This window comes from Mycobacterium toneyamaense (genome assembly GCF_055384815.1).
Genome location: NZ_AP040333.1, coordinates 2782361 through 2806425 on the forward strand (window position 1 = coordinate 2782361; position 24065 = coordinate 2806425).

The window sequence follows — 24065 nt, forward strand, 5'->3', positions numbered from 1 at the left end:
GATCGGCCGGAGGTGTCGCGTTGGCCCCTCTTCGGTCCCGCCGACGCGCGCCATTGCAACAGTGCCTCCGCTGCCTGTCAGAAGTTTGAATCAGTAGAAGCATTGTGATTCGAACATGTGTTCGATACAATTGGGCATGGGAATCGCACCGGATCTCAGCACCAGCCTCGACGCCCTCCGTGGCGTGCAGGTCCCCGACGAGATGTGCCGCGACGATGCCGTCGCGGTTATGCGGGTGCTGCTGCTCATCCGGGGTGTGGTCGATTATCTGGCGGCGACGGTGACCGGGGTGTTGGATCGCCGCGGGGCGGCCGCCGCGCAGGGCCGGACACCGCGGGAGCTGTTGATGGCGTTGGGGTGTGCCCCGTCGGTCGCGCAGCGGCTGGTCCGGGTCGGCGCCGCGTTACCGGCATTACCCACATTGGCGGCCCACGCCGCCGACGGCGCGATCTCCGGGGAACATGTCGATGCGATCGTCAAGGGCATCAACCACATACGCGCCCGCGCACCCGGACCGGTCGACGACGCCGCCCGCTTCGCGCAGGTGACCGATCTGCTGGGGCAGTTCTTCTCCGGCGCCACCCCCGCCGACATCGACAAACGCGCCCGCCGGTTGGGCAACCGGGTCGCCGCCGCCGGAGGCGGGCTGCCGGCTGCCGAGGACCGGTCGATCAACACCGCCGACCACCGCATCACCAGCGACGGGCGCGTGCAGATCCGCGCGGACCTGGATGCCGAAGTCGGGGCCAAGTACATCGCGGCGATCGAACAAGGGTCGGCGCCGCGGCCCGAATCCGACGGCACCCCCGACATCCGCACGGCGGGCAGGCGGCGGGCTGATGCCCTGGAGGCGGTGTTGGACATCGCGGCCCGCGGCGGGGACGTCGCTTCCGCGCCGCGCACGCAGCTACTGGTGACCGTCCCGGCGGACGCCCCGGATTTGGCCACGTTGGAATTCATCGGGTCGATCAGCACCATGACCCTGGAACGAATCTGCTGCGACACCACCGTCACCACGATCATCGTCGACGGCGAACACGTACCCCTCGATATGGGGCGCGAGAAGCGGTTGTTCCCGGCGCACCTGCGCAAAGCGCTGTATCTGCGGGATCAGTGCTGCATCAAATGCGGCGCCCCACCCGGACGCACCCACGCCCACCACATCATCCACTGGACCCACCACGGTGAGACATCACTAGCCAACGGGTGTCTGCTGTGCCCGGCCTGCCACGCCAACGTTCACCACGACGGCTGGGATGTGGTCATGGGACTGGACAAACACCCCTGGCTCATCCCACCCGCGGCCGTCGACCCACACCGAAAACCCATCCCCGCCTACAACCGCCGCACCATGCACCTCGACCACGCAGCTGCCTAGCACGCAAAGCATTGCGCACCTTGACAACTCAACAGTGACAACACATCGCGGGCCTGCCGCTTCAGCGGCGGAGCGGCAGGCCCGCGCACCGGCCGAGCCGCCCGATCGCTCAAACGGCGCGCAGGTAGCGCTGCGCGATCACCCGCTGGGCGACCCGTGAGACCGGAGCTCCAAGCCGGCTCCACCAGAGCGCCGGCCGCGAGAACGCTGTCGCTTCGGCGAAGACTGCGTCGGTGGCCGGGTCGTAGCGCACGCTGAACAGTTCCTCGCCGGATTCCGGGTGACCTGGCAGTGTCCCGTACGCGAATCCGCGCCGGTCGGGTTCGTCGACGACGTACACCACGCGGCATGGGACCTGCACGGGTCCGAGACGGCCCAGCATGTCGGTGCCCGCCGCGGCGGTGACGGTGGTCGCCTCCACCCGCATGCCGACACCCCGCTGCATACCCCACCGCAGGACCGCGCCGGCCGCCTCGTCGAATCGTGCTCGACCCGAACCGATCCGGGCCTCCGCGTGCACGTGGTGGTAGCCCTCCGGCAGTTCGCCGGCGGTCGCCCCGACGTCGGGGTAGGTGAATGCCAGCCCGGCCAGGTCGCTCAGTCGCATAGGGCCACCTTGCCACCGTGATAAGAGAAACAGGTGGATAAGCATGCCGGTGGAGGATTCAACCCGCCCAAACCGACCACCCAGGGCGGCCCGGACTACGGCAGGTTCGTCGAATCCGTCCGCATGGCCGGCGACCACGCGCGCGGCGCTGATGCACCGGACGACGTCATCACCGAGGCCGCGAACCTCATCGAACAAGCCAACGCCCTGCTGGCGCCGTACCGCGCCGACGAGTGGCACTCACCTTCGGGCCGTCGGCTCGACCTGCCCAACCGCGGCAACGTCCTGAACGTGCCGTCGGATCTCAAGGTCACCGATGACGGCCGGATCGCCGGTCCCGTCCGCTTCCGGCGCTTCCACCTCGGCCGCAACGGTGCCGCGCACGGCGGGTCCATCGGGCTGCTGTTCGACTCGGTGCTGGGGCATGCCGCCTACCGCCTGACCGACAGCCCGTTCCAGCGCACCGCCTACCTGCACATCAACTATCGGCAGATCGTCCCGGTCGAAAAAGACCTGCACGCCACCGCGACGCTGGAGCGCGTCGAGGGCCGCAAGATCTTCATCACCGGCGCGCTGCTGGACGGCGACACGGTGCTCGCCGACGCCGAGGCCCTCTTCGTCAGGCTCAAGCCGGGTCAGCCTTGAGGCGGCGCTGGCCCGCGAAGCGATGACCGGTGCCGATAGCATGGTCGCGATCGTCACCTAACCAGTAGGAGTGTCTCGATGACCGCCGTCGCCAGCCCCGCACCAGCAGCCCCGATCCGGGTCGCTGCCGGGACTACCGCCGGCGCCGCGGTCCGCGAGGCCGGGCTACCGCAGCGCGGCGAGGTCGACGCCATCGTCGTCGTCAAGGACGCCGACGGCCGCCTGCGCGACCTGTCCTGGACCCCGGACGTCGACGTGGAGGTCATCCCGGTCGCCGCGAACACCGAGGACGGCCGCAGCGTCATCCGCCACTCGTGCGCCCACGTGCTGGCCCAGGCCGTGCAGGACCTGTTCCCGGAGGCCAAGCTCGGCATCGGCCCGCCGATCACCGACGGCTTCTACTACGACTTCGACGTCGCCGAGCCGTTCACGCCGGAGGATCTGGCCAAGCTCGAGAAGCGCATGCAGAAGATCATCAAGGATGGTCAGCTGTTCGACCGCCGCGTGTACGAGTCCAAGGAGCAGGCCCGCGAAGAGCTGGCCAAGGAGCCGTACAAGCTCGAACTGGTCGACGACAAGTCCGGCGACGCCGACATCATGGAGGTCGGCGGCGACGAGCTGACGGCCTACGACAACCTCAATCCCCGTACCCGCGAACGGGTTTGGGGCGACCTGTGCCGTGGCCCGCACATCCCCACCACCAAGCACATCCCGGCGTTCAAGCTCACCCGCAGCAGCGCCGCGTACTGGCGCGGCGACCAGAAGAACGCCAGCCTGCAGCGCGTCTACGGCACCGCCTGGGAGTCGCAGGAGGCACTCGACAAGCACCTCGAACTCATCGAGGAGGCGCTGCGCCGCGACCACCGCAAACTGGGCGTGGAGCTGGACCTGTTCAGCTTCCCCGACGAGCTGGGCTCGGGCCTGCCGGTGTTCCACCCGAAGGGCGGCATCGTGCGCCGCGAGCTGGAGGACTACTCGCGCCGCAAGCACCAGGAAGCCGGCTACGAGTTCGTCAACACCCCGCACATCACCAAAGAGCAGCTGTACATCACCTCGGGTCACCTGGAGTGGTACGCCGACGGCATGTACCCGCCGATGCACATCGACGCGGAGTTCAACGAAGACGGCACGCTGCGCAAGCCGGGGCAGAACTACTACCTCAAGCCCATGAACTGCCCCATGCACCACCTGATCTTCCGGTCGCGGGGGCGGTCGTACCGCGAGCTGCCACTGCGGCTCTTCGAGTTCGGCAGCGTGTACCGGTACGAGAAGTCGGGCGTCGTCCACGGCCTGACCCGCGTGCGCGGCATGACGCAGGACGACGCGCACATCTACGTCACCCGTGACCAGATGCGCGACGAGCTGACCACGCTGCTGCAGTTCGTGCTGGATCTGCTGAGCGACTACGGCCTGGATGACTACTACCTGGAGCTGTCCACCAAGGACCCGGACAAGTACGTCGGCTCCGACGAGCTGTGGGACGAGGCCACCGAGACCCTGCGCGAGGTCGCCGAGGCCTCCGGACTGGACCTGGTGCCCGACCCGGGCGGCGCGGCGTTCTACGGCCCCAAGATCTCCGTGCAGGTCAAGGACGCGCTGGGCCGCAGCTGGCAGATGTCGACCATCCAGCTGGACTTCAACATGCCCGACCGGTTCGAGCTGGAGTACACCGCGGCCGACGGCAGCCGGCAGCGTCCGGTGCTCATCCACCGCGCGCTGTTCGGGTCCATCGAGCGGTTCTTCGGCGTGCTCACCGAGCACTACGCCGGCGCGTTCCCGGCCTGGCTGGCACCGGTGCAGGTCGTCGGCATCCCGGTCGCCGACGCGCACCTCGACTACCTGTACGACGTTGCGGCGCAACTGAAGTCGCGCGGCATTCGCGTCGAGGTCGACGGCAGCGACGACCGGATGGCGAAGAAGATCGTGAACCACACCAATCAGAAGGTGCCGTTCATGCTGCTCGCCGGTGACAAGGACATCGAATCGGGTGCCGTCTCCTTCCGGTTCGGTGACCGCACCCAGGTCAACGGCGTCCCGGTGGCCGAGGCCGTCGATCTCATCGCCGGGTGGATCGCGCGTCGCGAAAACGCTTTCCCGACGGCAGATTTGGTGAACGAGGCGCGGGGCGCACAGGCGTGACCGAGGATCGGAGCATCGTGGACCCCGGCGTCGGAGACGCCATTGTGGACCGGGGTGTCGGTGACGTCGACTACCTGCAGCGGCTGTGGACGCCGCACCGGATGAGCTACATCGTCGACGCTCCGATGAAGGGCGGCGAGGGCACGTCCGCGGGCTCGAAGCAGCCCTTCATCGACATTCCCACGATGTCCGACGAGGAAGGCCTGATCGTCGCGCGCGGCGAGCAGGTGTACGCGGTGCTCAACCTGTACCCGTACAACCCGGGACACCTCATGGTCGTGCCCTACCGCAAGGTGTCGGAGCTCGAGGACCTGACCGAGGCCGAGAGCAGCGAGCTGATGGCGTTCACCCAGAAGGCAATTCGCGTGATGAAGGCCATCTCGAACCCGCACGCGTTCAACGTCGGGCTCAACCTGGGCACCTCGGCCGGCGGCTCGCTGGCCGACCACCTGCATATGCACGTGGTGCCGCGCTGGGGCGGCGACGCCAACTTCATCACCGTCATCGGCGGTACCAAGGTGATCCCGCAGCTGCTGCGCGACACCCGCAAGCTGCTGGCCGACGAGTGGGCGGCGCAGGACGGGGCAGGGGCGAGCGGAGCGACGGGAAGGACTGAGGACGCCCCGTGAGCGACTTCTACCTCCTGACCCGCGCGGCCTACACCAAGTTGAGCCGCCCGCTGGCCCGGGGAGCGCTGCGCATCGGCCTGACGCCGGACAGCGTCACCGTCCTGGGCACCACCGCGTCGGTCGTCGGCGCGCTGACGCTGTTCCCGACGGGGCACCTCTGGTACGGCGCCCTGGTGGTCTGGTTCTTCGTGCTCGCCGACATGCTCGACGGCGCCATGGCCCGCGAACGCGGCTACGGCACGCGACTCGGTGCGGTGCTCGACGCGACCTGTGACCGCATCGGTGACGGCGCCGTGTTCTGCGGCCTGCTGTGGTGGATCGCGTTCGAGATGCACGACAAGCCGCTGGCCGTCGCCACGTTGATCTGCCTGGTCACCTCGCAGGTCATCTCGTACATCAAGGCCCGTGCCGAAGCCAGCGGACTGAACGCCGACGGCGGCTTCATCGAACGCCCCGAACGGCTGATCATCGTCCTGGTGGGCGCCGGCTTCTCGGACCTGCCGATCCATCCGCTGCCGCTGGCGCTGCCCATCGCGATGTGGCTGCTGGCGGTGGCCAGCATCATCACGCTGGGCCAGCGGGTCGCCTCGGTGCGCCGTTCGCCGGGCGCCGACCAGCCGCTGCCGTCGAGTGCGCCGTCGAAGGAGCAGCCATGAGCGTCCCCACCGGCGGTGTGCCGTCCTTCGGGGGTTTCGACGTCCCGATGGGCGAGCAGCTCAAGGACCTCGGCTATGCCGCGGGTTGGGGGCTGATCCGGACCATGCCGGAGTTCGCCGCCCGCAACATGTTCGACGCCGGTGCGCTGTATGCGGCGCGCGGCGGTGGTCCCGAGCAGCTGCGCAAGAATCTGGCCCGCGTGCTGGGTGTGCGGCCGGCCAAGGTGCCGGGCCGCGTCATCCGCGCCTCGCTGGCGTCGTACGGCCGTTACTGGCGGGAGGCCTTCCGGCTGCCGTCGATGAACCAGCGCACGCTCGGGGAGAGGCTCCGGCACTGCCTGGTGGGTACCGACCACATCGCCCGCGGGCTCGAGAACGGTAACGGCGTCATCCTGGCGCTGCCGCACAGCGGCAACTGGGACATGGCCGGTGTCTCGGTGGTGCACCAGTACGGCAAGTTCACGACGGTGGCCGAGCGTCTCAAACCCGAGTCGCTGTACAACCGGTTCGTCGAGTACCGCGAGTCGCTGGGATTCGAGATTCTGCCGCTGACGGGGGGAGTGCGCCCGCCGTTCGACGTGCTGACCGAGCGGTTGGAGGCCAACCGCATCGTCTGCTTGATGGCCGACCGGGACCTGTCCCGAAATGGCGTGCAGGTCAACCTCTTCGGCGAGCCGACCCGCATGCCCGCCGGCGCTGCCAAGCTCGCGCTGAAGACCGGTGCGACGCTGCTGACCGTGCACTGCTGGAACAAGCCCAACGACTGGCAGTTCGACATCTCCGGGCCGGTCGACACCTCGAGCGGCGACGTTGCGACCATCACGCAGGCTCTGGCCACCCGCTTCGAAGCGGGCATCGCCGCGCACCCCACGGACTGGCACATGCTGCAACCGCAGTGGCTGGCCGACCTGTCCGAGGAACGTCGGGCCCGGTTGGCCGGGAACGACTGATGCGCATCGGCATGGTGTGCCCGTACTCGTTCGACGTACCGGGCGGCGTTCAGGCACACGTGCTGCAACTGGCCGAGGTGATGCGCGGCTACGGCCACACGGTCAGTGTGCTGGCGCCCTCGTCGGCCGAGACGCACGCCGACCTGCCCGACTACGTCGTCTCCGGCGGCAAGGCCGTGCCCATCCCGTACAACGGGTCCGTGGCGCGGCTGCGATTCGGGCCGGCCACCCGCCGGATGGTCAAGCGCTGGATCGTCGAGGGCGACTTCGACGTACTGCACCTGCACGAGCCCAATGCCCCGAGCCTGTCGCTGCTGGCGCTCATGGTGGCCAACGGCCCGATCGTCGCGACGTTCCATACGTCGACCACGAAGTCGTTGACACTCAACGTCTTTCAGGGAATTCTGCGGCCCTGGAACGAGAAGATCATGGGTCGCATCGCGGTGTCCGATCTGGCACGGCGCTGGCAGATGGAAGCCCTTGGCTCGGATGCTGTCGAGATTCCCAACGGCGTCGACGTGTCGGCGTTCGACAACGCGCCGCTGCTGCCCGGCTATCCGCGGCCCGGCCGCACGGTGCTGTTCCTCGGCCGGTTCGACGAGCCGCGCAAAGGCATGCAGGTGCTCGTCGGCGCGCTGCCCAAGCTCGTGGCGGCCTGCCCGGACGTCGAGGTGCTGGTCGTCGGCCGCGGCGACGAGGAGGCACTCAAGGAGACCGTCGGCGAGCATGCGGGGCACCTGCGGTTCCTCGGTCTGGTCGATGATGCCGAGAAGGCGTCGGCGATGCGCAGCGCCGACGTCTACTGCGCCCCGAACACCGGCGGCGAGAGCTTCGGCATCGTGCTGGTCGAGGCCATGGCCGCGGGTACACCCGTGGTGGCCAGCGACCTGGACGCCTTCCGGCGCGTGCTGGACCAGGGTGCGGCGGGCCGGCTGGTGCCGGTCGACGACGCCGAAGCCCTCGGCGAAGCGCTGGTCGAGATGCTGTCGAACGACGCCGCCCGCCGCCGGTACGCCGAGGCGGCCGCCCAGGCGGTGCGGCGATACGACTGGTCGGTGGTCGCGCAGCAGATCATGCTGGTCTACGAGACGGTGGCCGGATCGGGGATCAAGGTCAGGGTGGAGGCCTGATGAGCTGGCTGCTGATCGTCGCACTGGTCTTGCTGGTGCTCACGGTCCTGTTCACCGTCGTGTGGGCCTATCAGACCGCGCATCGGCTCGACCGGCTGCACGTCCGCTACGACCTGTCGTGGCAGGCTCTGGACGGGGCGCTGGCCCGGCGCGCGGTGGTGGCCCGGGCCGTCGCCGCCGACGCGTACGGTTCCCGGCCGGCGGGCCGCCGTCTCGCGGCGCTGGCGGACGAAGCCGAGCGGGCACCGCGCGCGGCCCGCGAGGCCGCCGAGAACGAACTGTCGGGAGCCCTGGCGCAGGTCGATCCGGCATCCATCCCGGTCACCCTGGTCGCCGAGCTCGCCGACGCCGAGGCCCGGGTACTGCTGGCCCGCCGCTTCCACAACGACGCCGTGCGCGACACCCTCGCCCTGCGCGAGCGCACCCTGGTGCGCTGGCTGCACCTGGGTGGAACCGCGGCCATGCCAACGTATTTCGAGATCGTCGAGCGGGCGTCGCGGCACGAGCCCGGCGCGGTGGGACGACGCACGTCGGCCCGCGTGGTGCTGCTGGACCAGGACGGGCAGGTGCTGCTGTTCTGCGGCAGCGACCCGGCCGCCGACCCGCTGATGGCGCCGCGGTGGTGGTTCACCGTCGGGGGAGCGGTCGAACCGGACGAATCGCTGCCCGACGCGGCAGCCCGTGAGGTGGCCGAGGAGACCGGGCTGAAGGTCGACCCGGCCGATCTGATCGGCCCGGTGTGGCGGCGTGAGGCGGTGTTCGAGTTCAACGGGTCTGTGATCCGCAGCGAGGAATTCTTCTTCGTGTACCGCACCTCACGATTCGAGCCGGTGACCACCGGTCACACCACGGTCGAACGGCAGTCGATCCACGCCCACCGCTGGTGCGACGCGGCGGTCATCGCCCGGCTGGCCGCCGATGGTGAGACTGTCTACCCATTGCAGCTCGGCGAATACCTTTCCCTCGCAGGCGAATTGGCGGACGGGAAGGCTCCGGCGGCGATGGCCGGCCCGGCGCCGCAGACCATCCGCTGACCTGCGCGGATAACCGATTTGGTACGGCCACTAGACTTGGCGGGTACCAAATTCTTGAGGGAGATTGCAGTGGATACCGCAGCGGACAACAGCGGTCAGACGGGCACCGCCCGGGTCAAGCGCGGCATGGCCGAGATGCTGAAGGGCGGCGTCATCATGGACGTCGTAACACCCGAGCAGGCGCGCATCGCCGAAGGCTCAGGCGCCGTAGCCGTCATGGCGCTCGAGCGCGTGCCCGCCGATATCCGCGCGCAGGGTGGCGTCTCGCGGATGAGCGACCCGGACATGATCGAGGGCATCATCGACGCCGTCACCATCCCGGTGATGGCCAAGGCCCGCATCGGCCACTTCGTCGAGGCGCAGATTCTGCAGAGCCTCGGCGTGGACTACATCGACGAGTCCGAGGTGCTGACCCCGGCCGACTACACCCACCACATCGACAAGTGGAAGTTCACCGTGCCGTTCGTGTGCGGCGCCACCAACCTGGGTGAGGCCCTGCGTCGCATCAACGAGGGCGCGGCCATGATCCGCTCGAAGGGTGAGGCCGGCACCGGTGACGTCTCCAACGCCACTACGCACATGCGCAAGATCGGCGGCGAGATCCGTCGGCTGACGTCGCTGTCGGAGGACGAACTGTACGTTGCCGCAAAGGAATTGCAGGCGCCGTACGAGCTGGTGGTCGAGGTCGCGCGGGCCGGCAAGCTGCCCGTGACGCTGTTCACCGCCGGTGGCATCGCCACCCCGGCCGACGCCGCGATGATGATGCAGCTGGGCGCCGAAGGCGTGTTCGTCGGTTCGGGCATCTTCAAGTCGGGTGACCCGGCCGCTCGTGCCGCGGCCATCGTCAAGGCCACGACGTTCTACGACGACCCGGACACGCTGGCCAAGGTGTCGCGCGGTCTGGGTGAGGCCATGGTCGGCATCAACGTGGAGGACGTGCCGGAGCCTCATCGGCTCGCAGAGCGTGGCTGGTAAAACCAACAGGTGGCAATCGAGCAGATACTCGACCTCGAACAACTCGAGGTCAACATCTACCGCGGCAGTGTCTTCAGCCCGGAATCGGGTTTTCTGCAGCGCACTTTCGGTGGCCACGTAGCCGGTCAGTCGTTGGTGTCGGCGGTGCGCACCGTGGAGCCGAAGTACCAGGTGCACTCGCTGCACGGGTACTTCCTGCGTCCCGGTGACGCCCGCGCACCGACGGTGTACATGGTGGAGCGCATTCGCGACGGTGGGTCGTTCTGCACCCGCCGCGTGAGTGCCATCCAGCACGGCGAGAACATCTTCTCGATGTCGGCGTCGTTCCAGACCGACCAGTCCGGCATCGAGCACCAGGACGCCATGCCGGTGCCGCCGCCGCCCGACCTGTCGAAGGGCTTCCGGTCCGCCGGGGCGTTCGACGACGCCGGGTTCGCCCAGTTTGCCGAATGGGACGTGCGCATCGTGCCGCGCGACCAGGTCGTCCGGGTGCCCGGCAAGGCGTCGCAGCAGCAGGTCTGGTTCCGGCACCGCGACCCGCTGCCCGACGACCACGTCCTGCACATCTGCGCCCTGGCCTACATGAGCGACCTGACCCTGCTGGGTTCGGCGCAGGTGAATCACCTTGAGGTACGCAAACATATGAACATCGCCTCGCTGGACCACGCCATGTGGTTCATGCGGCCGTTCCGGGCCGACGAATGGCTGCTGTACGACCAGTCGTCGCCGTCGGCGTGCGGCGGCCGCGCGCTGACGCAGGGCAAGATTTTCAACCAGTACGGCGAGATGGTGGCCGCCGTGATGCAGGAGGGGCTGACCCGCTACAACCGCGGCTTCGTCCCACCGGCCGAGTGAGCCCGCACGTCGGTGTCCTGGCCTTGCAGGGGGACACCCGAGAGCATCTGGCTGCCCTGCGCGAAGCGGGCGCCGAGGTGTCCACGGTCCGGCGCCTCACGGAGCTGAATGCCGTTGACGCCCTGGTGATCCCGGGCGGCGAGTCCACCGCGATGAGCCACCTGCTGCGCGAGCTGGAACTCCTCGAGCCGCTGCGCGACCGCCTGGCCGCGGGCATGCCGTGCTACGGATCGTGCGCCGGCATGATCCTGCTCGCCACCGAGATCAACGACGCCGGTGTGCCGGGCCGTGAGGCCCTGCCGCTACGCGGGATCGATATGACGGTGCGGCGCAACGCCTTCGGCCGGCAGGTCGACTCGTTCGAAGACGACCTCGATTTCGTCGGCCTCGACGATCCCGTGCACGCGGTGTTCATCCGGGCGCCCTGGGTCGAGCGCGTCGGGCCCGACGTCGAGGTGCTGGCCCGCGCGGCCGGACACCCCGTCGCCGTCCGTCAGGGCCGCATGCTCGCGACGTCGTTCCACCCCGAGGTCACCGGCGACCGGCGCATCCACAAGCTCTTCGTCGAGTCCCTCTGACCGCGACAACCAGACGCGCAGGCGCTCGTAGATCCGCTCGTCGTTCAGCAGCGTGAAGTGGTGCGCCTCCGGTAGATGCAGGCGATTTTCGCGGTCAAACCCCATGTCGCGCTTGCGGCTTCGGCCTTGCGCGCTGCGCACCTGCACGAGTCCGTCGCCGAGTACCCAGCCGATCGGGTTGGCCGGCGTGCGGGCGATGGTCGCGGTCACGCAGTAGTACGAGACCCCCTCGAGCAGTGGCACGTCGATCGGCGGCTGCTGCGCCCGCAGGGCGTCCGGTTCGCAGTCGCGCCAGTCGCGTTCGTCGAGTGAGCCGAACCGCAAGTCTCTGATCCCGGTGCTGCGCCGGCGCAGCAGGTTGCCGAACGGGCGGGTCTCGGGCAGTGCGCTGAGCGCCGCCGACCCGTAGTGCACGACCTTCTCCAACGGTGCGCCGGTGTGCGGGGTGCCCAGCGTGACGACGGTGCGCACCCGATTCACCCATGACGCGCCGGGCACCGCGCACGCCGATCGGACGACCAACCCGCCCATCGAATGGCCGACCAGGGATATCGACGTGACCGGCACCGGCCAGGCGGCCACCAGCTGGTCCAGCAGTTCGGACAGCAGCACGCCGTTGTCGGAGATGTGCAGGCCGGTGTTGTAGCGAATCTCGACGCCGGTGATGCCGATGTCGGCCCCGAGCCGCTGGGCGTACGTCGGCCGCTTTCCCAGGGCCCAGAAGGCCTCGGTCTCGATCAGGCCGTGGAGGAACACCACGACGTCACCCGTCGCGGCCGGATAAGCGGCGCGCAGGCTGTCGGTGTCGAGGGTGACCGGCCGGCCGTCGACCCGCACCGACATCGTCGTCGCCAGCACGGAACCCTGCTCGTGGAGCTTGTCGCCGATCAAACCCTGCAGCACCGCGAGGACGCGTGCGCCACCGGCCTGATCGGACAGCTTGCCTGCGGTCTGGTCGTGCACGGCTTTGCCGGCGATGGGCGCGGCCGTGGTGGCCACATGGCTGATGGTGGAGTAGACGCCGTCGGTGATGGCGTCGTAGACGACCTTCACGGGCTTGGCGGCCGGGCCGACGCCAAGGCCCACCAGTCGGAAGACCCGCTCGGAGATGGCGCGCTGGACCTTGTGGATGCCGTCGACGGCGGTGCCCAGCTCGTTGAGTCCGAGCTCGGTGAGGGCGGCGGCTTCGCTGGCGAGAGGGTCGTCCATAGGTTGAGTGTACGACTGTTCACTGGAGGGCCTTCTGTGAATCCGCTGATTGTGAGCAGTTTCATCACGTCCGCACGTCATAGCGGCGGCTCGCCCGCTTCACAGCTGGGCCATAGCTGGGGCTGCCTTAATGGTCGGGTGACTACGACATCCGCCGCCGTCCTGGACGCCCCGATGGCCGAGCCGGAGATCACGGCACCCACCAAGACCCGCGAGCGCGCGGCGCTGGCCGTGCTGCTGATCGTGACGGCCGTCGGCTACCTGTGGAACATCACGGTCAACGGCATGGGCAACCAGTTCTATGCCGCCGCCGTGTGGGCCGGCTCCCGGAACTGGGAGGCGCTGTTGTTCGGCTCCATCGACCCGAACAACGTCATCACCGTCGACAAGCCGCCGCTGTCGCAGTGGGTGATGGCGCTGTCCGGGCAGATTTTCGGCTTCAGCAGCGCGAGCATGTTGATCCCCGAGGCGTTGATGGCCGTCGGCTCGGTGTGGCTGCTCTGCGCCGCGGTACGACGGGCCAGTGGTCCGGCGGCCGGGCTGCTCGCCGGTGCGGTGCTCGCGCTGACCCCGGTGTCCGCCATGATGTTCCGCTTCAACAACCCCGACGCGGCCATGGTGCTGCTGATGACACTGGCCGCGTACTTCACGGTCCGTGCGCTCGACAACGGTGCACATGGCGCGGCTCGCCGCGGCGGCGCCAAGTGGATGGCCCTTGCCGGTGTCGCACTGGGTTTCGCGTTCCTGGCCAAGATGCTCGAGGGTCTGATGGTCATGCCGGCGCTCGGTCTGACGTACCTCGTCGCCGCGCCCGTCGCGCTACGCGCCCGGCTGTGGCACCTGCTCGGTGCACTCGCGGCCATGCTGGTCTCCGCCGGCTGGTTCGTGGTGTTGACGATCCTGTGGCCGGCGTCGTCCCGGCCCTACATGGCCGGCTCGACCGACAACAGTTTCATGAATCTGGTGTTGGGCTACAACGGCTTTGGTCGCGTGCTCGGCAAGAACCACATGGGTAAGAGCGACCCCGACAAGCCGTCGACGGTGCACACCCTCACCGGGGAACACGCCGGACACGCCGCCGGTGAGACGATCAAGACCGCCGGGCACCATGGCTTCGGCATGGGTGATCAGACTCAGGGCCTGCCGCGGCTGTTCACCGGTGAATTCGGTTTCGAGATCGGCTGGCTGGTGCCGGCCGCGCTGCTGGCCACCGTGCTCGTACTGATCTCGCGCGGTCGCGCACCGCGCACCGATCGGGTCCGGGCCGGCGCCATCCTGTTCGGCGGCTGGCTCGTCAGTGTCGGCCTGGTGCTGAGCTTCATGAAGACCAACGTGCACCCGTACTACTGCCTCGCGCTGGCTCCGGCCATGGCGGCGATGTTCGCCGTCTTCGTCATCGAGTTCTGGCGCCGCCGGGACTCCCGGTTCCACCGGATCGGCTTGGCCGCAGTGCTTTTGGCCAGCGGGATGTGGGGCTTCGTGATTCTCGGCCGCAACGCCGACTGGCTGCCCGCACTGCGCTGGGTGATCCTGGCTGCCGCCGTCGTCGGCACGGTCGCATTCGTGTGGCCCGGGCGTCAGCGGGTGGCGGCAGCCGCGGTGGCGTTGGCGATGTTCGGCGCTGTCGGGGGTTCGGTGGCCTACTCGCTCGCGACCTTCGGCCAGCCGCACCTCGGCGGCGGGCCTTCCGTCGGCCCCGCGGACAAGGACGACAAACACGGCGGCTGGGGTCAGCGTGACGAGAACCCCCAACTGAACGCGCTGCTCAAGGCCACGAGCACCAAGTGGTCCGCGGCGATCGACCGGTCGTCGCCGGCCGCCGGTCTGGAGCTCGACACCCGCACGCCCGTCATCGCGATCGGTGGCTTCGGCGGGTCCGATCCGGCGCCGACGCTGCAGCAGTTCCAGTCCTACGTGGCGGCCCACGAGGTGGCGTACTACATCGTCTCCGACAACAAGGGGCACTGGGGCGCCGATGCGCACAGCGACATCGCCGACTGGGTGGGCGTCAACTTCGCGCCGATGAAGGTCGGGTCGGACACCGTCTACAACCTGCTGCAGCCGGTCCGGAAGTAGTGATTGACCAGGCCTGTCGGGGCCTCCGATTCGTCCACGTAAACTGATCAGCTGACGTTTGATCAGAAAGAGGGCGTACACGCATGAGCGGCCATTCCAAGTGGGCGACAACCAAGCACAAGAAGGCCGTCATCGACGCCAAGCGCGGCAAGATGTTCGCCAAGCTGATCAAGAACATCGAGGTCGCGGCCCGCGTCTGCGGCGGCGACCCGGCCGGTAACCCGACCCTGTACGACGCCATCCAGAAGGCCAAGAAGAGCTCGGTACCGAACGACAACATCGAGCGGGCCCGCAAGCGCGGCGGCGGCGAGGAAGCCGGCGGCGCCGACTGGCAGACCATCATGTACGAGGGCTACGGCCCCAACGGTGTCGCGGTGCTCATCGAGTGTCTGACCGACAACCGCAACCGCGCCGCCGGTGAGGTCCGCGTCGCGATGACCCGCAACGGCGGCAACATGGCCGACCCGGGTTCGGTCGCCTACCTGTTCTCCCGCAAGGGCATCATCACGCTCGAGAAGAACGGCCAGACCGAGGACGACGTGCTGATGGCCGTCCTCGATGCCGGTGCCGAAGAGGTCAACGACCTCGGTGACTCGTTCGAGGTCATCTGCGAGCCCACCGACCTGGTCGCGGTGCGTACCGCGCTGCAGGACGCCGGCATCGACTACGACTCGGCCGAGTCCGGCTTCCAGTCGTCGGTGTCCGTCGAGGTCGACCTCGAGGGCGCCCGCAAGGTGTTCAAGCTCGTCGACGCCCTCGAGGACAGCGACGACGTCCAGAACGTCTACACCAACGTCGAGATCCCGGACGACGTCGCCGCGCAGCTCGACGAGGAGTAGCCGCTCCGGCGGTAGCCTGCCGAGCATGTCCGAGCCGCCTCCGTTCAGCCCGACTGTCACGCTGCTGACCGTCAGTCGGGTGTGGGACGCCGCATTCGCCGACGCTCTCAAGCCCCTCGGGCTGACGACGCGCAAGTACGGACTGCTCGGGCACATCCGGGGCAGCGCCGGCATCTCGTTCAGTGAACTCGCCCGGCGTTCGCGCATCACCGTGCAGAGTGCGCACGCGGCGGTCGCGGCGTTCGTCGAGGCGGGACTCGTCGACGACAGCACGGCGCACGCCGGTGCTGCTTCTACGTTGCGCGTGACGGCCGCGGGGGAGTCGTTGCTGAACCGCGCGGCTGACGTCGTGGCCCGTCTGGACACCGAGTTCGCGGCACAAAACCCTGAACTGACCGACGCATTACGCGAGTACATGAGACGAGTCATGTCCGCTTCGCCATAACCTTCAGTTAGACTGAAGGTTATGCAAGCGTTGTTGCTGTCCGTCCACGTCGTCGCGGGCATCCTCTTCGTCGGGCCGATCGCCGTGGCCACCAGCCTGTTTCCCCGCTACGCGCCGGCCGGCGGACCGTCGGCGAACGCGGAACGCAACGACGGCGTCGCCCGTGCGCTGCACCGCATCACACGCGTCTACGGGGTGCTGGCGCTCGTTGTGCCCGTCGTCGGCCTCGCCCTCGCCGGTGTCCAGGGGCGCTCGACCGAGGTCTGGATCATCGTGGCCATGGTGCTCACGGCCATCGCCGGCGGACTGCTCGCGTTCCAGATCGCCCCGCGTCAGCGGGCGGCGCTCGCCGCGCCCGACGATGGGCGGCAGTTGCGCACCCTCGGCATGGTGACCGGCATGTTCAACCTGCTGTGGGTGATCGTCGTGGTGCTGATGGTCGTGCACCCGGGCTCCAGGTACGTGTGAGCATCCGACCCGGCGTGTCACATCGGTGTCGCGCAGCGGAAACCCGCAGCCGCACTGCAAGATGTCCCGATGGCAGCGGTGACGGATCCGGACGGGGTGGAGTGGCGCGTGCGCCGGCGCTGGTGGCCGTTCTGGGATGTGTTCGACATCGTCGACATCGCGTTCCTGGATTGGGTGGGCGTGGTGCTGGCTCTTCCGCTGTTGATCCTGTGGCCGTTCTGGCTGCTGGCCAAGCTGTTCGGGGTGCGCTGGAAGATCATCGTGGAACACGGTGGCGCCGAGACGCACCGTGAACTCGTCCGCTGGTGGGGAGCGTCGGAAGCGCGCATCGCCGAACTGACCCAGGAGATTCGGCAGGGCGCGCGGTCGGGGTACTTCCAAATCTGAGCGTGTCCCTGGCGCAACCTGTCGCCACCGCCCGCTAAGCTATCGAACAGCTGTTCGGGACCTAGTGAGGAGTGGGCGTGCGGGTGATGGGCGTCGACCCTGGTCTGACGCGCTGTGGTCTCTCGATGATCGAGGGAGGCACGGGGCGCAAGGTGACCGCGCTCGATGTCGACGTGGTGCGCACCCCGTCCGACGTCGAACTGCAGCGGCGGCTGCTGACCATCAGCGACACCGTCGAGCACTGGATGGACACGCATCGTCCCGACGTCATCGCCATCGAGCGGGTCTTCGCCAACCAGAACGCCAACACCGCCATGGGCACTGCACAGGCCGGCGGCGTCATCGCGCTGGCGGCGGCGCGCCGGGGCATCGACGTGTACTTCCACACGCCCAGTGAGGTGAAGGCCGCGGTCACCGGAAACGGTCGTGCGGACAAGGCTCAGGTCACCACCATGGTCACCAAAATTCTTGGGCTGCAACAGAAACCGACTCCGGCCGACGCGGCTGACGCGCTCGCGCTGGCCATCTGCCACTGCTGGCGGGCGCCCATGATCGCCCGGATGGCCGCGGCGGAGGCCAAGGCCGCGGAGTTCAAGAAGCAGTACGCAGCGAAGGTGAAGGCGGCGCGCGCATGATCGCATCGGTCCGTGGCGAGGTCATCGACATCGCGCTCGATCACGCGGTGATCGAGGCCGCCGGTGTCGGCTACAAGATCATGGCCACCCCCGCGACGCTGTCCACGCTGCGCCGCGGCACCGAGTCACGGCTGATCACCGCCATGATCGTGCGCGAGGATTCGCAGACCCTGTACGGCTTCGCCGACTCCGACGCCCGCGACCTGTTCAACACGCTGCTCGGCGTCTCGGGCGTCGGCCCCAAGATCGCGCTGGCGACCCTCGCGGTCTACGACGCCCCGACCCTGCGGCAGGCGCTGGCCGACGGCGACGTCACCGCTCTCACCCGGGTGCCGGGCATCGGCAAGCGCGGCGCCGAACGCATGGTCCTGGAACTGCGCGACAAGATCGGTGCGACGACGGGTGCCGGAGCGGGCGTCGCCGGTGGCCACTCCATTCGCGGTCCCGTCGTGGAAGCCCTTGTCGGACTTGGCTTTCCGGCCAAGCAGGCCGAAGAGGCCACCGACAAGGTGCTGGCCAACGATCCGGACGCCAACACCGCCACCGCGCTGCGGTCGGCCCTGTCGATGCTGGGTAAGAAGTGAGCCGGTTCGAGGACGAGGGCACCGAGCCCGACGAGCGGGACGTCTCGCCCGCACTCACTGTCGGCGAGGGCGACGTCGACGCCAGCCTGCGGCCCAAATCGCTACGCGAGTTCATCGGCCAGCCCCGGGTCCGCGAGCAGCTGCAGCTGGTGCTCGAAGGCGCCAAGAACCGCGGCGGTACCCCCGACCACATCCTGCTGTCCGGCCCGCCCGGTCTGGGCAAGACGTCGCTGGCCATGATCATCGCCGCCGAGCTGGGGTCGTCGCTGCGTGTCACCTCCGGGCCTGCGCTGGAGCGCGCCGGCGACCTGGCCGCCATGCTCAGCAACCTGGTCGAGGGCGACGTTTTGTTCATCGACGAAATCCATCGCATCGCCCGGCCCGCCGAAGAGATGCTGTACCTCGCCATGGAGGACTTCCGGGTCGACGTGGTGGTCGGTAAGGGACCCGGCGCGACGTCGATTCCGCTGGAGGTCGCGCCGTTCACCCTGGTCGGGGCGACGACAAGGTCGGGCGCACTGACCGGCCCGTTGCGTGACCGGTTCGGGTTCACGGCACACATGGACTTCTACGAACCGCCCGAGCTGGAGCGGGTGCTCGCCCGGTCGGCCGGCATCCTCGGCATCGAACTCGGTGCCGAAGCCGGTGCCGAAGTGGCTCGGCGGTCCCGCGGCACGCCCCGTATCGCGAACCGGCTGCTGCGCCGGGTCCGGGACTATGCCGAGGTCCGTGCCGACGGCGTCATCACCCGCGACGTGGCCAAGGCCGCACTCGCCGTCTATGACGTCGACGAGCTCGGCCTGGACCGGCTGGACCGGGCCGTATTGACCGCGCTGACAAAGAGTTTCGGGGGCGGCCCGGTCGGGGTCTCGACGCTGGCGGTCGCGGTCGGGGAGGAGGCCACCACCGTCGAGGAGGTGTGCGAGCCGTTCCTGGTGCGGGCCGGGATGATCGCCCGGACGCCGCGGGGGCGCGTGGCGACGCCGCAGGCGTGGACGCACCTGGGCCTGCAACCGCCGATAAACGGACTTGGACAGGCCGGGCTGTTTGAATAGGACCCATGCTGACCGCAGGGTTGATCGTTGCCGGCCTCGCCGCGCTGCTGCACGTGTACATCTTCGTGATGGAGTCGCTCACCTGGACTTCGCCGCGGACCCGAGCCACCTTCGGGCTCACCGAGCAACAGGCGGTGGACACCAAGGAGCTGGCGTTCAACCAGGGGTTCTACAACCTGTTCCTGGCGATCGTCACCGCCGTCGGTATCGCGGCGATCATCTTGGGATGTAACGCGGTCGGGCTGGCGCTGATCTTCGCCGGCATCGGGTCGATGGCCGCCGCAGCGCTGGTGCTGTTGCTGTCGTCCCCGGAGAAAGCGCGGGCCGCCATCACGCAGGGCATCTTCCCGGTGCTCGGCATCGTCGCGTTGTTGATCGGATCGCTGGGGTGATTCGTCGCTGCGCGACCGTCGCTGCCGCCGTCGTGTTGGCCTTCACCGGTGGCGGCACGTCCGCCGCGGATCCGCCTCCCGACCCGGTGCAGCTGGCCGACACGCTCGTCGCCGACGAGCAGGCCGTGCGGGATCCGGCGACGCCGGAGCCCGCGTTGATCGACGCTGCGCACCGGCAGCAGGTCGCCTATCGCGAGATCGCCAGGCATCCGGAGTGGGATGCGGTCATCGCGCCGCGCATCCCGCCGGCACTGGCCGCGGCGTACGGCCGCAACGTCGACGCCGGCCGGCAGCTGGCCGGGATGACACCTCCGCGCGACAACCTCCCGCCGTGGACCATCCAGCCGCCGGCGCCCGCCGACGAACTGCTCGGCTACTACCGCGAGGCGCAGGCGGCATCCGGGGTCGACTGGACGTACCTGGCGGCGATCAACCTGATCGAGTCGCGGTTCGGCCGGATCAACGGCGACAGCACGGCCGGGGCACAGGGGCCCATGCAGTTCCTGCCGTCGACGTTCGCCGCGTACGGCTCCGGTGACATCCGTTCGCCGCGCGATTCGATTCTCGCGGCGGGCCGCTATCTGGCGGCCAACGGTTTCGCCACCGACCATGACGGCGCCCTGCACCACTACAACCATTCCGGCGCGTATGTCCGTGCCGTCAACGACTATGCGGCAGTGCTGGCTGCCGATCCCGCCGCGTTCGCGGGCTACTACCAATGGCAGGTCTACTTCCGGACCACATCGGGCGACGTGTTGCTGCCGGTCGGCTATTCGGCCTGAGCCGTCAGTGATGTGACAGCAGGTGCGTGCTCACCTGATCGCCGCCGGCGCGTTTGGCGACATACATGGCGTGGTCGGCCGACGCCAGGAGCTGGTCCATGACCGGCCGGCTGCCGGCCGGCGCGTGGGCGATCCCGAAGCTCGCCGTCATGTACCACGGCTTCGTGGCGATGCTCCGGCGTAGCCGCTCGGTGAAGCGCAGGGCAGTGGCCTGATTGCCACGGATGGCGATGACGAACTCCTCGCCGCCGATCCGAGCCGCGACCGCACCTTTGGGCAGGGCGTTCATGATGGCCCCGGCGACGTCCATCAGAACCCGGTCGCCGACGGCGTGCCCGAGCGTGTCGTTGATGCGTTTGAAGTCGTCCAGGTCCAGGAGGATGACGCTGATCTCGGATTCGGCGTGGGGACCGGCGAGCAGCGGGCGGATGGCCTGTTCGAAACCGCGGCGATTGGGCAATTGCGTCAGTGGGTCCAGGTGGGCCACGGCGGAGTCGTCGCCCAGCAGCATCACCAGCACATGCACGGCGAGCGGGAGCAGCAGCGTGTTGGCGACGAGCCCGACGAACACTGCGGCAGCCAGCTGCGGATCGCCTTGCTCCGCCAGTCGGACCCCGCAGGTCGCGGCGGTCAGGATGGCGGTCACGGCCACCGACGCCAGGTATTTGGACGTGTGGAAGGACGCCACGTACGCGGCGAGCAGCGCGAACACAAAGCCGCCCAGAGCCGCCGCCTTGGGGTCGCGCTGCACCAGACACACGCCGGCGATACAGAACTGCAGCAGGATCACGATCACGGTGGACTGGCGCCGGCGCGGCCAGCGCGTCAGCCACACGATCGAGCACCCGATGGCGACGACACCGGCGACGACCGGCACCGCGACGGAGAAGACGGTCGCCGGGCCGGACGGACTCCAGATCGTCGCGAGGCCGACCGCGCCGCCACTGAGGACGATCAGTCCGACGATGATGCGGGTGTAGGGCTGCAGGCCACGGTTCTCGATGTACGCGGACAGCCATTCATAGTGGTCGGGCCGGTGCCACCATTGCCGAATTCGCTGCCAGGCCAACGTCCCGAACCTCCCTCACACCCGGGAAAAGCTAGCGCATTGTTAACTGGATTGCACGGCGTAGAGGCTTATCCGCACGAAATTCCCATCTTACTTTCGCGAAAATAATTGCTAGTGCGATGTCCCGCTTGATGGGTCGTGGAATCGCACGCGGTGTGGTGGTCGGCGTTGACGCCCTTGATGGCACACTGGTCTCTACCGCGGCACGGCGTACGGCTGGTCCGGCCCGCTTGCCTGTTCACAGACTCAACAGAACGAAAGATTTTCGCTGTCATGGATTTGGTCGTCTTCCTGCCGCTGCTCCTGGTCATGGGTGCCTTCATGTTCTTCGCGTCGCGGCGGCAGCGGAAGCAGATGCAGGCCACGATCGACCTGCACAACTCGCTGAAGGTGGGCGACCGCGTGCACACCACGTCCGGTCTGCAAGGCACCATCGCCCGGATCGACGACGACAACGTGGATCTGGAGATCGCTCCCGGCGTCGTCACCACCTGGATGAAGCTCGCCGTGCGCGACCGCATCGAGCCCGAGACCGAGGCCGCCGCTGAGGACGTGACCTCGGCTGCCGTCGAAGAGGGCGCGCCGAAGACCGAAGGCTGACATTCCCGCTCCAACACGTACCCTTTGCGGGGCTGACGTACCGATCTCAAGGAGACCCTAGAACCGTGGCATCGTCTTCGGCGCCGGTGCACCCATACCGCTATTTGTCGTTGTTCCTGGCGCTGCTGATCGGCGCCTACCTTCTGGTGTTTCTCACCGGCGACAAGCAGGCCAAGCCCAAGCTGGGCATCGACCTGCAGGGCGGTACCCGGGTCACCCTGACTGCACGTACCCCTGACGGCTCGACGCCGACCCGCGAGGCGCTGATCCAGGCCCAGGAGATCATCGGCGCCCGTGTGAACGGCCTCGGTGTCTCGGGTTCCGAGGTTGTGATCGACGGTTCGAACCTGATCATCACGGTGCCCGGCCAGGACGGCAGCGAGGCCCGCAACCTGGGCCAGACCGCGCGGCTGTACATCCGGCCCGTCGTGCACGTCATCCCGGCGCAGGGCGCGCAGCCCGCGAAGCCCGCCGCGCCGGCTGCTCCGGCTCCCGGTGGCATCCCCGGCGGGCCCGGTGGTCTGCCCGGCATGCCCGGTATGCCGCCGCTGATCGCGCCCGCCGAGCCGGAGGCCCCGGTCGTCCCGCCGACGCCGGGCATGCCCGCGCACCCGGCCTCGACCGAGCCGGCACCCGCCCCGGCCCCGCAGCCGCGGCCCTTCCCGGAGGAGCCGACCCCGGCGCCGTCGGACACCTCGGCCACGCCTGCCCCGCCGGCACCTGCCGCTCCGGGTGCACCTGAACCGGGTGCCCCCGCCGCTCCGGCCCCGGGCGCACCGGGCGTCCCCGCACCGGGTGCCCCCGCGCCCGCGCCGGGAGCGCACGGCCCCAAGGCCGAACTGGCCCAGCGCATCGCCGACGAGAAGGCCCTGCGTCAGAGCACGCAGCCGCAGATCCAGCTGCTGGCTCTGCAGTTCCAGGCCACCCGCTGCGACCAGCAGGACGTGCTGGCCGGCAACGACGACCCGAACCTGCCGCTGGTGACCTGCTCCAAGGACCACAAAGAGGTCTACCTGCTGGACAAGTCGATCATCAGCGGTGACGAGATCAAGGACGCGTCGTCCGGTCTGAACCAGCAGCAGGGCGAGTACGTCGTCGACGTCACGTTCAAGGAGAAGGCCGCCGAGGTGTGGGCCGACTTCACTGCCAAGAACATCGGCACCCAGACCGCGTTCGTGCTCGACTCCCAGGTCGTCAGCGCGCCGGCCATCCAGGAGGCGATCCCGGGCGGCCGCACGCAGATCACCGGCCACTTCAACGCCTCGACGGCGAAAGACCTGGCCAACGTGCTGAAGTACGGCTCGCTGCCGCTGTCGTTCGAGTCGTCGGAGGCGGAGACGGTGTCGGCCACGCTGGGCCTGACGTCGCTGCGCGCCGGCTTGTGGGCCGGTCTGATCGGTCTCGGTCTGGTGCTGCTCTACTCGCTGGCCTACTACCGGGTCCTCGGCCTGCTCACCGCGCTGTCGCTGGTCGCGTCGGGCGCCATGGTGTTCGCGATCCTGGTGCTCCTGGGCCGGTACATCAACTACACGCTGGACCTGGCGGGTATCGCGGGTCTGATCATCGGTATCGGTACGACCGCCGACTCGTTCGTGGTGTTCTTCGAACGCATCAAGGACGAGATCCGAGAGGGACGCAGTTTCCGCTCGGCCGTGCCACGTGGTTGGGCACGCGCCCGCAAGACCATCGTCTCGGGTAACGCGGTCACCTTCCTGGCTGCCCTGGTGCTGTACATCCTGGCTGTCGGACAGGTGAAGGGCTTCGCGTTCACCCTGGGCCTGACCACGATCCTCGACATCGTGGTGGTGTTCCTGGTGACGTGGCCGCTGGTCTTCCTGGCGTCGAAGTCGGCGCGGATGGCCAAGCCTGCGTACAACGGTCTCGGCGCCGTGCAGCAGATTGCGCGCGAGCGGCGAGCGGCCAGCCTGACGGGACAGGGGTAACACCG

The 24065-nt window shown here is 68.6% G+C and carries 25 protein-coding genes and 1 pseudogene; 23 read left to right on the top strand and 3 right to left on the bottom strand.

The window, feature by feature from the left end; translation table 11 throughout:
• Positions 1 to 136 precede the first annotated feature (136 nt).
• Positions 137 to 1378, top strand: coding sequence for an HNH endonuclease (locus ACZ5IQ_RS13485; protein ID WP_135356926.1), 1242 nt, complete (start codon positions 137 to 139; stop codon positions 1376 to 1378).
• A gap of 109 nt (positions 1379 to 1487) precedes the next feature.
• On the opposite strand, the gene ACZ5IQ_RS13490 is transcribed toward ACZ5IQ_RS13485, so the two are convergent.
• A complete protein-coding gene (locus tag ACZ5IQ_RS13490; protein ID WP_135356927.1) occupies positions 1488 to 1985 on the bottom strand; it encodes a DUF1990 family protein in 498 nt (165 codons plus the stop codon).
• A gap of 33 nt (positions 1986 to 2018) precedes the next feature.
• Between ACZ5IQ_RS13490 and ACZ5IQ_RS13495 the strand changes: the two genes are divergently transcribed.
• The 10 genes from ACZ5IQ_RS13495 (at position 2019) to pdxT (ending at position 11576) form a co-directional block, all read left to right on the top strand.
• Positions 2019 to 2630, top strand: a complete 612-nt coding sequence (locus tag ACZ5IQ_RS13495; RefSeq protein ID WP_135356928.1) for a PaaI family thioesterase — start codon at positions 2019 to 2021, stop codon at positions 2628 to 2630.
• A 78-nt stretch (positions 2631 to 2708) separates the two neighbouring features.
• Positions 2709 to 4769 carry a threonine--tRNA ligase gene (thrS, locus tag ACZ5IQ_RS13500; protein ID WP_135356929.1) on the top strand — a complete coding sequence of 687 codons (2061 nt, stop codon included), beginning with the start codon at positions 2709 to 2711 and terminating at the stop codon, positions 4767 to 4769.
• Positions 4766 to 5398 carry an ATP adenylyltransferase gene (locus tag ACZ5IQ_RS13505; RefSeq protein WP_244602313.1) on the top strand — a complete coding sequence of 211 codons (633 nt, stop codon included), beginning with the start codon at positions 4766 to 4768 and terminating at the stop codon, positions 5396 to 5398. Before thrS ends, ACZ5IQ_RS13505 begins: the two co-directional genes overlap by 4 nt.
• Entirely contained in the window at positions 5395 to 6054 is a 660-nt protein-coding gene (pgsA, locus tag ACZ5IQ_RS13510) for a phosphatidylinositol phosphate synthase (RefSeq protein WP_135356930.1), read from the top strand. Before ACZ5IQ_RS13505 ends, pgsA begins: the two co-directional genes overlap by 4 nt.
• Complete coding sequence (locus ACZ5IQ_RS13515; RefSeq protein ID WP_135356931.1) at positions 6051 to 7004, top strand: phosphatidylinositol mannoside acyltransferase; 954 nt, start codon at positions 6051 to 6053, stop codon at positions 7002 to 7004. The genes pgsA and ACZ5IQ_RS13515 overlap by 4 nt, the downstream gene beginning before the upstream one ends.
• Complete coding sequence (locus ACZ5IQ_RS13520; protein ID WP_135356932.1) at positions 7004 to 8134, top strand: glycosyltransferase family 4 protein; 1131 nt, start codon at positions 7004 to 7006, stop codon at positions 8132 to 8134. Before ACZ5IQ_RS13515 ends, ACZ5IQ_RS13520 begins: the two co-directional genes overlap by 1 nt.
• The gene (locus tag ACZ5IQ_RS13525; protein ID WP_209841214.1) at positions 8134 to 9168 is read left to right on the top strand and encodes an NUDIX hydrolase; all 1035 of its coding nucleotides are present in this window, start codon (positions 8134 to 8136) and stop codon (positions 9166 to 9168) included. Before ACZ5IQ_RS13520 ends, ACZ5IQ_RS13525 begins: the two co-directional genes overlap by 1 nt.
• Before the next feature lie 69 nt (positions 9169 to 9237).
• Positions 9238 to 10143, top strand: coding sequence for a pyridoxal 5'-phosphate synthase lyase subunit PdxS (gene pdxS, locus ACZ5IQ_RS13530; protein WP_020101778.1), 906 nt, complete (start codon positions 9238 to 9240; stop codon positions 10141 to 10143).
• A gap of 9 nt (positions 10144 to 10152) precedes the next feature.
• On the top strand, positions 10153 to 10998 hold the full coding sequence (gene tesB, locus ACZ5IQ_RS13535; RefSeq protein ID WP_135356934.1) for an acyl-CoA thioesterase II: 846 nt from the start codon (positions 10153 to 10155) through the stop codon (positions 10996 to 10998).
• Positions 10995 to 11576, top strand: coding sequence for a pyridoxal 5'-phosphate synthase glutaminase subunit PdxT (gene pdxT, locus ACZ5IQ_RS13540; RefSeq protein ID WP_135356935.1), 582 nt, complete (start codon positions 10995 to 10997; stop codon positions 11574 to 11576). The genes tesB and pdxT overlap by 4 nt, the downstream gene beginning before the upstream one ends.
• 357 nt (positions 11577 to 11933) lie before the next feature.
• On the opposite strand, the pseudogene ACZ5IQ_RS13545 reads toward pdxT, so the two are convergent.
• Positions 11934 to 12866: pseudogene (locus ACZ5IQ_RS13545) on the bottom strand (esterase/lipase family protein); the annotation flags it as partial.
• A gap of 57 nt (positions 12867 to 12923) precedes the next feature.
• On the opposite strand from ACZ5IQ_RS13545, the gene ACZ5IQ_RS13550 reads away from it, so the two are divergent.
• From ACZ5IQ_RS13550 to ACZ5IQ_RS13595, 10 genes are all read left to right on the top strand, one after another.
• Entirely contained in the window at positions 12924 to 14861 is a 1938-nt protein-coding gene (locus ACZ5IQ_RS13550; protein ID WP_406775779.1) for an ArnT family glycosyltransferase, read from the top strand.
• An 83-nt stretch (positions 14862 to 14944) separates the two neighbouring features.
• Positions 14945 to 15700 carry a YebC/PmpR family DNA-binding transcriptional regulator gene (locus tag ACZ5IQ_RS13555; RefSeq protein ID WP_464481352.1) on the top strand — a complete coding sequence of 252 codons (756 nt, stop codon included), beginning with the start codon at positions 14945 to 14947 and terminating at the stop codon, positions 15698 to 15700.
• A 25-nt stretch (positions 15701 to 15725) separates the two neighbouring features.
• The gene (locus tag ACZ5IQ_RS13560; RefSeq protein ID WP_318984449.1) at positions 15726 to 16145 is read left to right on the top strand and encodes a MarR family winged helix-turn-helix transcriptional regulator; all 420 of its coding nucleotides are present in this window, start codon (positions 15726 to 15728) and stop codon (positions 16143 to 16145) included.
• 21 nt (positions 16146 to 16166) lie between these two features.
• A complete protein-coding gene (locus ACZ5IQ_RS13565) occupies positions 16167 to 16613 on the top strand; it encodes a hypothetical protein (protein WP_318984450.1) in 447 nt (148 codons plus the stop codon).
• Between the two features lie 69 nt (positions 16614 to 16682).
• Positions 16683 to 17000, top strand: a complete 318-nt coding sequence (locus ACZ5IQ_RS13570; protein ID WP_318984451.1) for a hypothetical protein — start codon at positions 16683 to 16685, stop codon at positions 16998 to 17000.
• Positions 17001 to 17077: 77 nt separating this feature from the next.
• Complete coding sequence (gene ruvC, locus ACZ5IQ_RS13575; RefSeq protein WP_212811631.1) at positions 17078 to 17635, top strand: crossover junction endodeoxyribonuclease RuvC; 558 nt, start codon at positions 17078 to 17080, stop codon at positions 17633 to 17635.
• Positions 17632 to 18219 carry a Holliday junction branch migration protein RuvA gene (gene ruvA, locus ACZ5IQ_RS13580; protein ID WP_318984452.1) on the top strand — a complete coding sequence of 196 codons (588 nt, stop codon included), beginning with the start codon at positions 17632 to 17634 and terminating at the stop codon, positions 18217 to 18219. Before ruvC ends, ruvA begins: the two co-directional genes overlap by 4 nt.
• Positions 18216 to 19274 carry a Holliday junction branch migration DNA helicase RuvB gene (gene ruvB / locus ACZ5IQ_RS13585; protein WP_212811629.1) on the top strand — a complete coding sequence of 353 codons (1059 nt, stop codon included), beginning with the start codon at positions 18216 to 18218 and terminating at the stop codon, positions 19272 to 19274. The genes ruvA and ruvB overlap by 4 nt, the downstream gene beginning before the upstream one ends.
• Before the next feature lie 5 nt (positions 19275 to 19279).
• Positions 19280 to 19666, top strand: coding sequence for a DUF1304 domain-containing protein (locus ACZ5IQ_RS13590; protein WP_318984453.1), 387 nt, complete (start codon positions 19280 to 19282; stop codon positions 19664 to 19666).
• Positions 19667 to 19698: 32 nt separating this feature from the next.
• On the top strand, positions 19699 to 20448 hold the full coding sequence (locus ACZ5IQ_RS13595; protein WP_318984619.1) for a lytic transglycosylase domain-containing protein: 750 nt from the start codon (positions 19699 to 19701) through the stop codon (positions 20446 to 20448).
• A gap of 4 nt (positions 20449 to 20452) precedes the next feature.
• Here the strand turns inward: ACZ5IQ_RS13595 and ACZ5IQ_RS13600 are convergent, their stop codons facing one another.
• Positions 20453 to 21517: a GGDEF domain-containing protein gene (locus ACZ5IQ_RS13600; RefSeq protein ID WP_318984454.1), complete on the bottom strand. Its 1065-nt coding sequence runs from the start codon at positions 21515 to 21517 to the stop codon at positions 20453 to 20455.
• Positions 21518 to 21790: 273 nt separating this feature from the next.
• Between ACZ5IQ_RS13600 and yajC the strand changes: the two genes are divergently transcribed.
• Both yajC and secD read left to right on the top strand, forming a co-directional pair.
• Entirely contained in the window at positions 21791 to 22117 is a 327-nt protein-coding gene (yajC, locus tag ACZ5IQ_RS13605; protein WP_212811626.1) for a preprotein translocase subunit YajC, read from the top strand.
• Between the two features lie 65 nt (positions 22118 to 22182).
• Complete coding sequence (gene secD, locus ACZ5IQ_RS13610) at positions 22183 to 24060, top strand: protein translocase subunit SecD (RefSeq protein WP_212811625.1); 1878 nt, start codon at positions 22183 to 22185, stop codon at positions 24058 to 24060.
• The last annotated feature ends 5 nt before the right edge of the window (positions 24061 to 24065 follow it).

Bases quoted from the DNA above. Each gene is read 5' to 3' on its own strand.
- thrS (WP_135356929.1), top strand. From the start codon at position 2,709: ATGACCGCCGTCGCCAGCCCCGCACCAGCAGCCCCGATCCGGGTCGCT.
- ACZ5IQ_RS13515 (WP_135356931.1), top strand. From the start codon at position 6,051: ATGAGCGTCCCCACCGGCGGTGTGCCGTCCTTCGGGGGTTTCGACGTC.
- ACZ5IQ_RS13560 (WP_318984449.1), top strand. From the start codon at position 15,726: ATGTCCGAGCCGCCTCCGTTCAGCCCGACTGTCACGCTGCTGACCGTC.
- ACZ5IQ_RS13525 (WP_209841214.1), top strand. From the start codon at position 8,134: ATGAGCTGGCTGCTGATCGTCGCACTGGTCTTGCTGGTGCTCACGGTC.
- ACZ5IQ_RS13490 (WP_135356927.1), bottom strand. From the start codon at position 1,985: ATGCGACTGAGCGACCTGGCCGGGCTGGCATTCACCTACCCCGACGTC.
- ACZ5IQ_RS13520 (WP_135356932.1), top strand. From the start codon at position 7,004: ATGCGCATCGGCATGGTGTGCCCGTACTCGTTCGACGTACCGGGCGGC.
- ACZ5IQ_RS13485 (WP_135356926.1), top strand. From the start codon at position 137: ATGGGAATCGCACCGGATCTCAGCACCAGCCTCGACGCCCTCCGTGGC.
- ruvA (WP_318984452.1), top strand. From the start codon at position 17,632: ATGATCGCATCGGTCCGTGGCGAGGTCATCGACATCGCGCTCGATCAC.
- ACZ5IQ_RS13555 (WP_464481352.1), top strand. From the start codon at position 14,945: ATGAGCGGCCATTCCAAGTGGGCGACAACCAAGCACAAGAAGGCCGTC.
- yajC (WP_212811626.1), top strand. From the start codon at position 21,791: ATGGATTTGGTCGTCTTCCTGCCGCTGCTCCTGGTCATGGGTGCCTTC.
- ACZ5IQ_RS13565 (WP_318984450.1), top strand. From the start codon at position 16,167: ATGCAAGCGTTGTTGCTGTCCGTCCACGTCGTCGCGGGCATCCTCTTC.
- ACZ5IQ_RS13570 (WP_318984451.1), top strand. From the start codon at position 16,683: ATGGCAGCGGTGACGGATCCGGACGGGGTGGAGTGGCGCGTGCGCCGG.
- ACZ5IQ_RS13590 (WP_318984453.1), top strand. From the start codon at position 19,280: ATGCTGACCGCAGGGTTGATCGTTGCCGGCCTCGCCGCGCTGCTGCAC.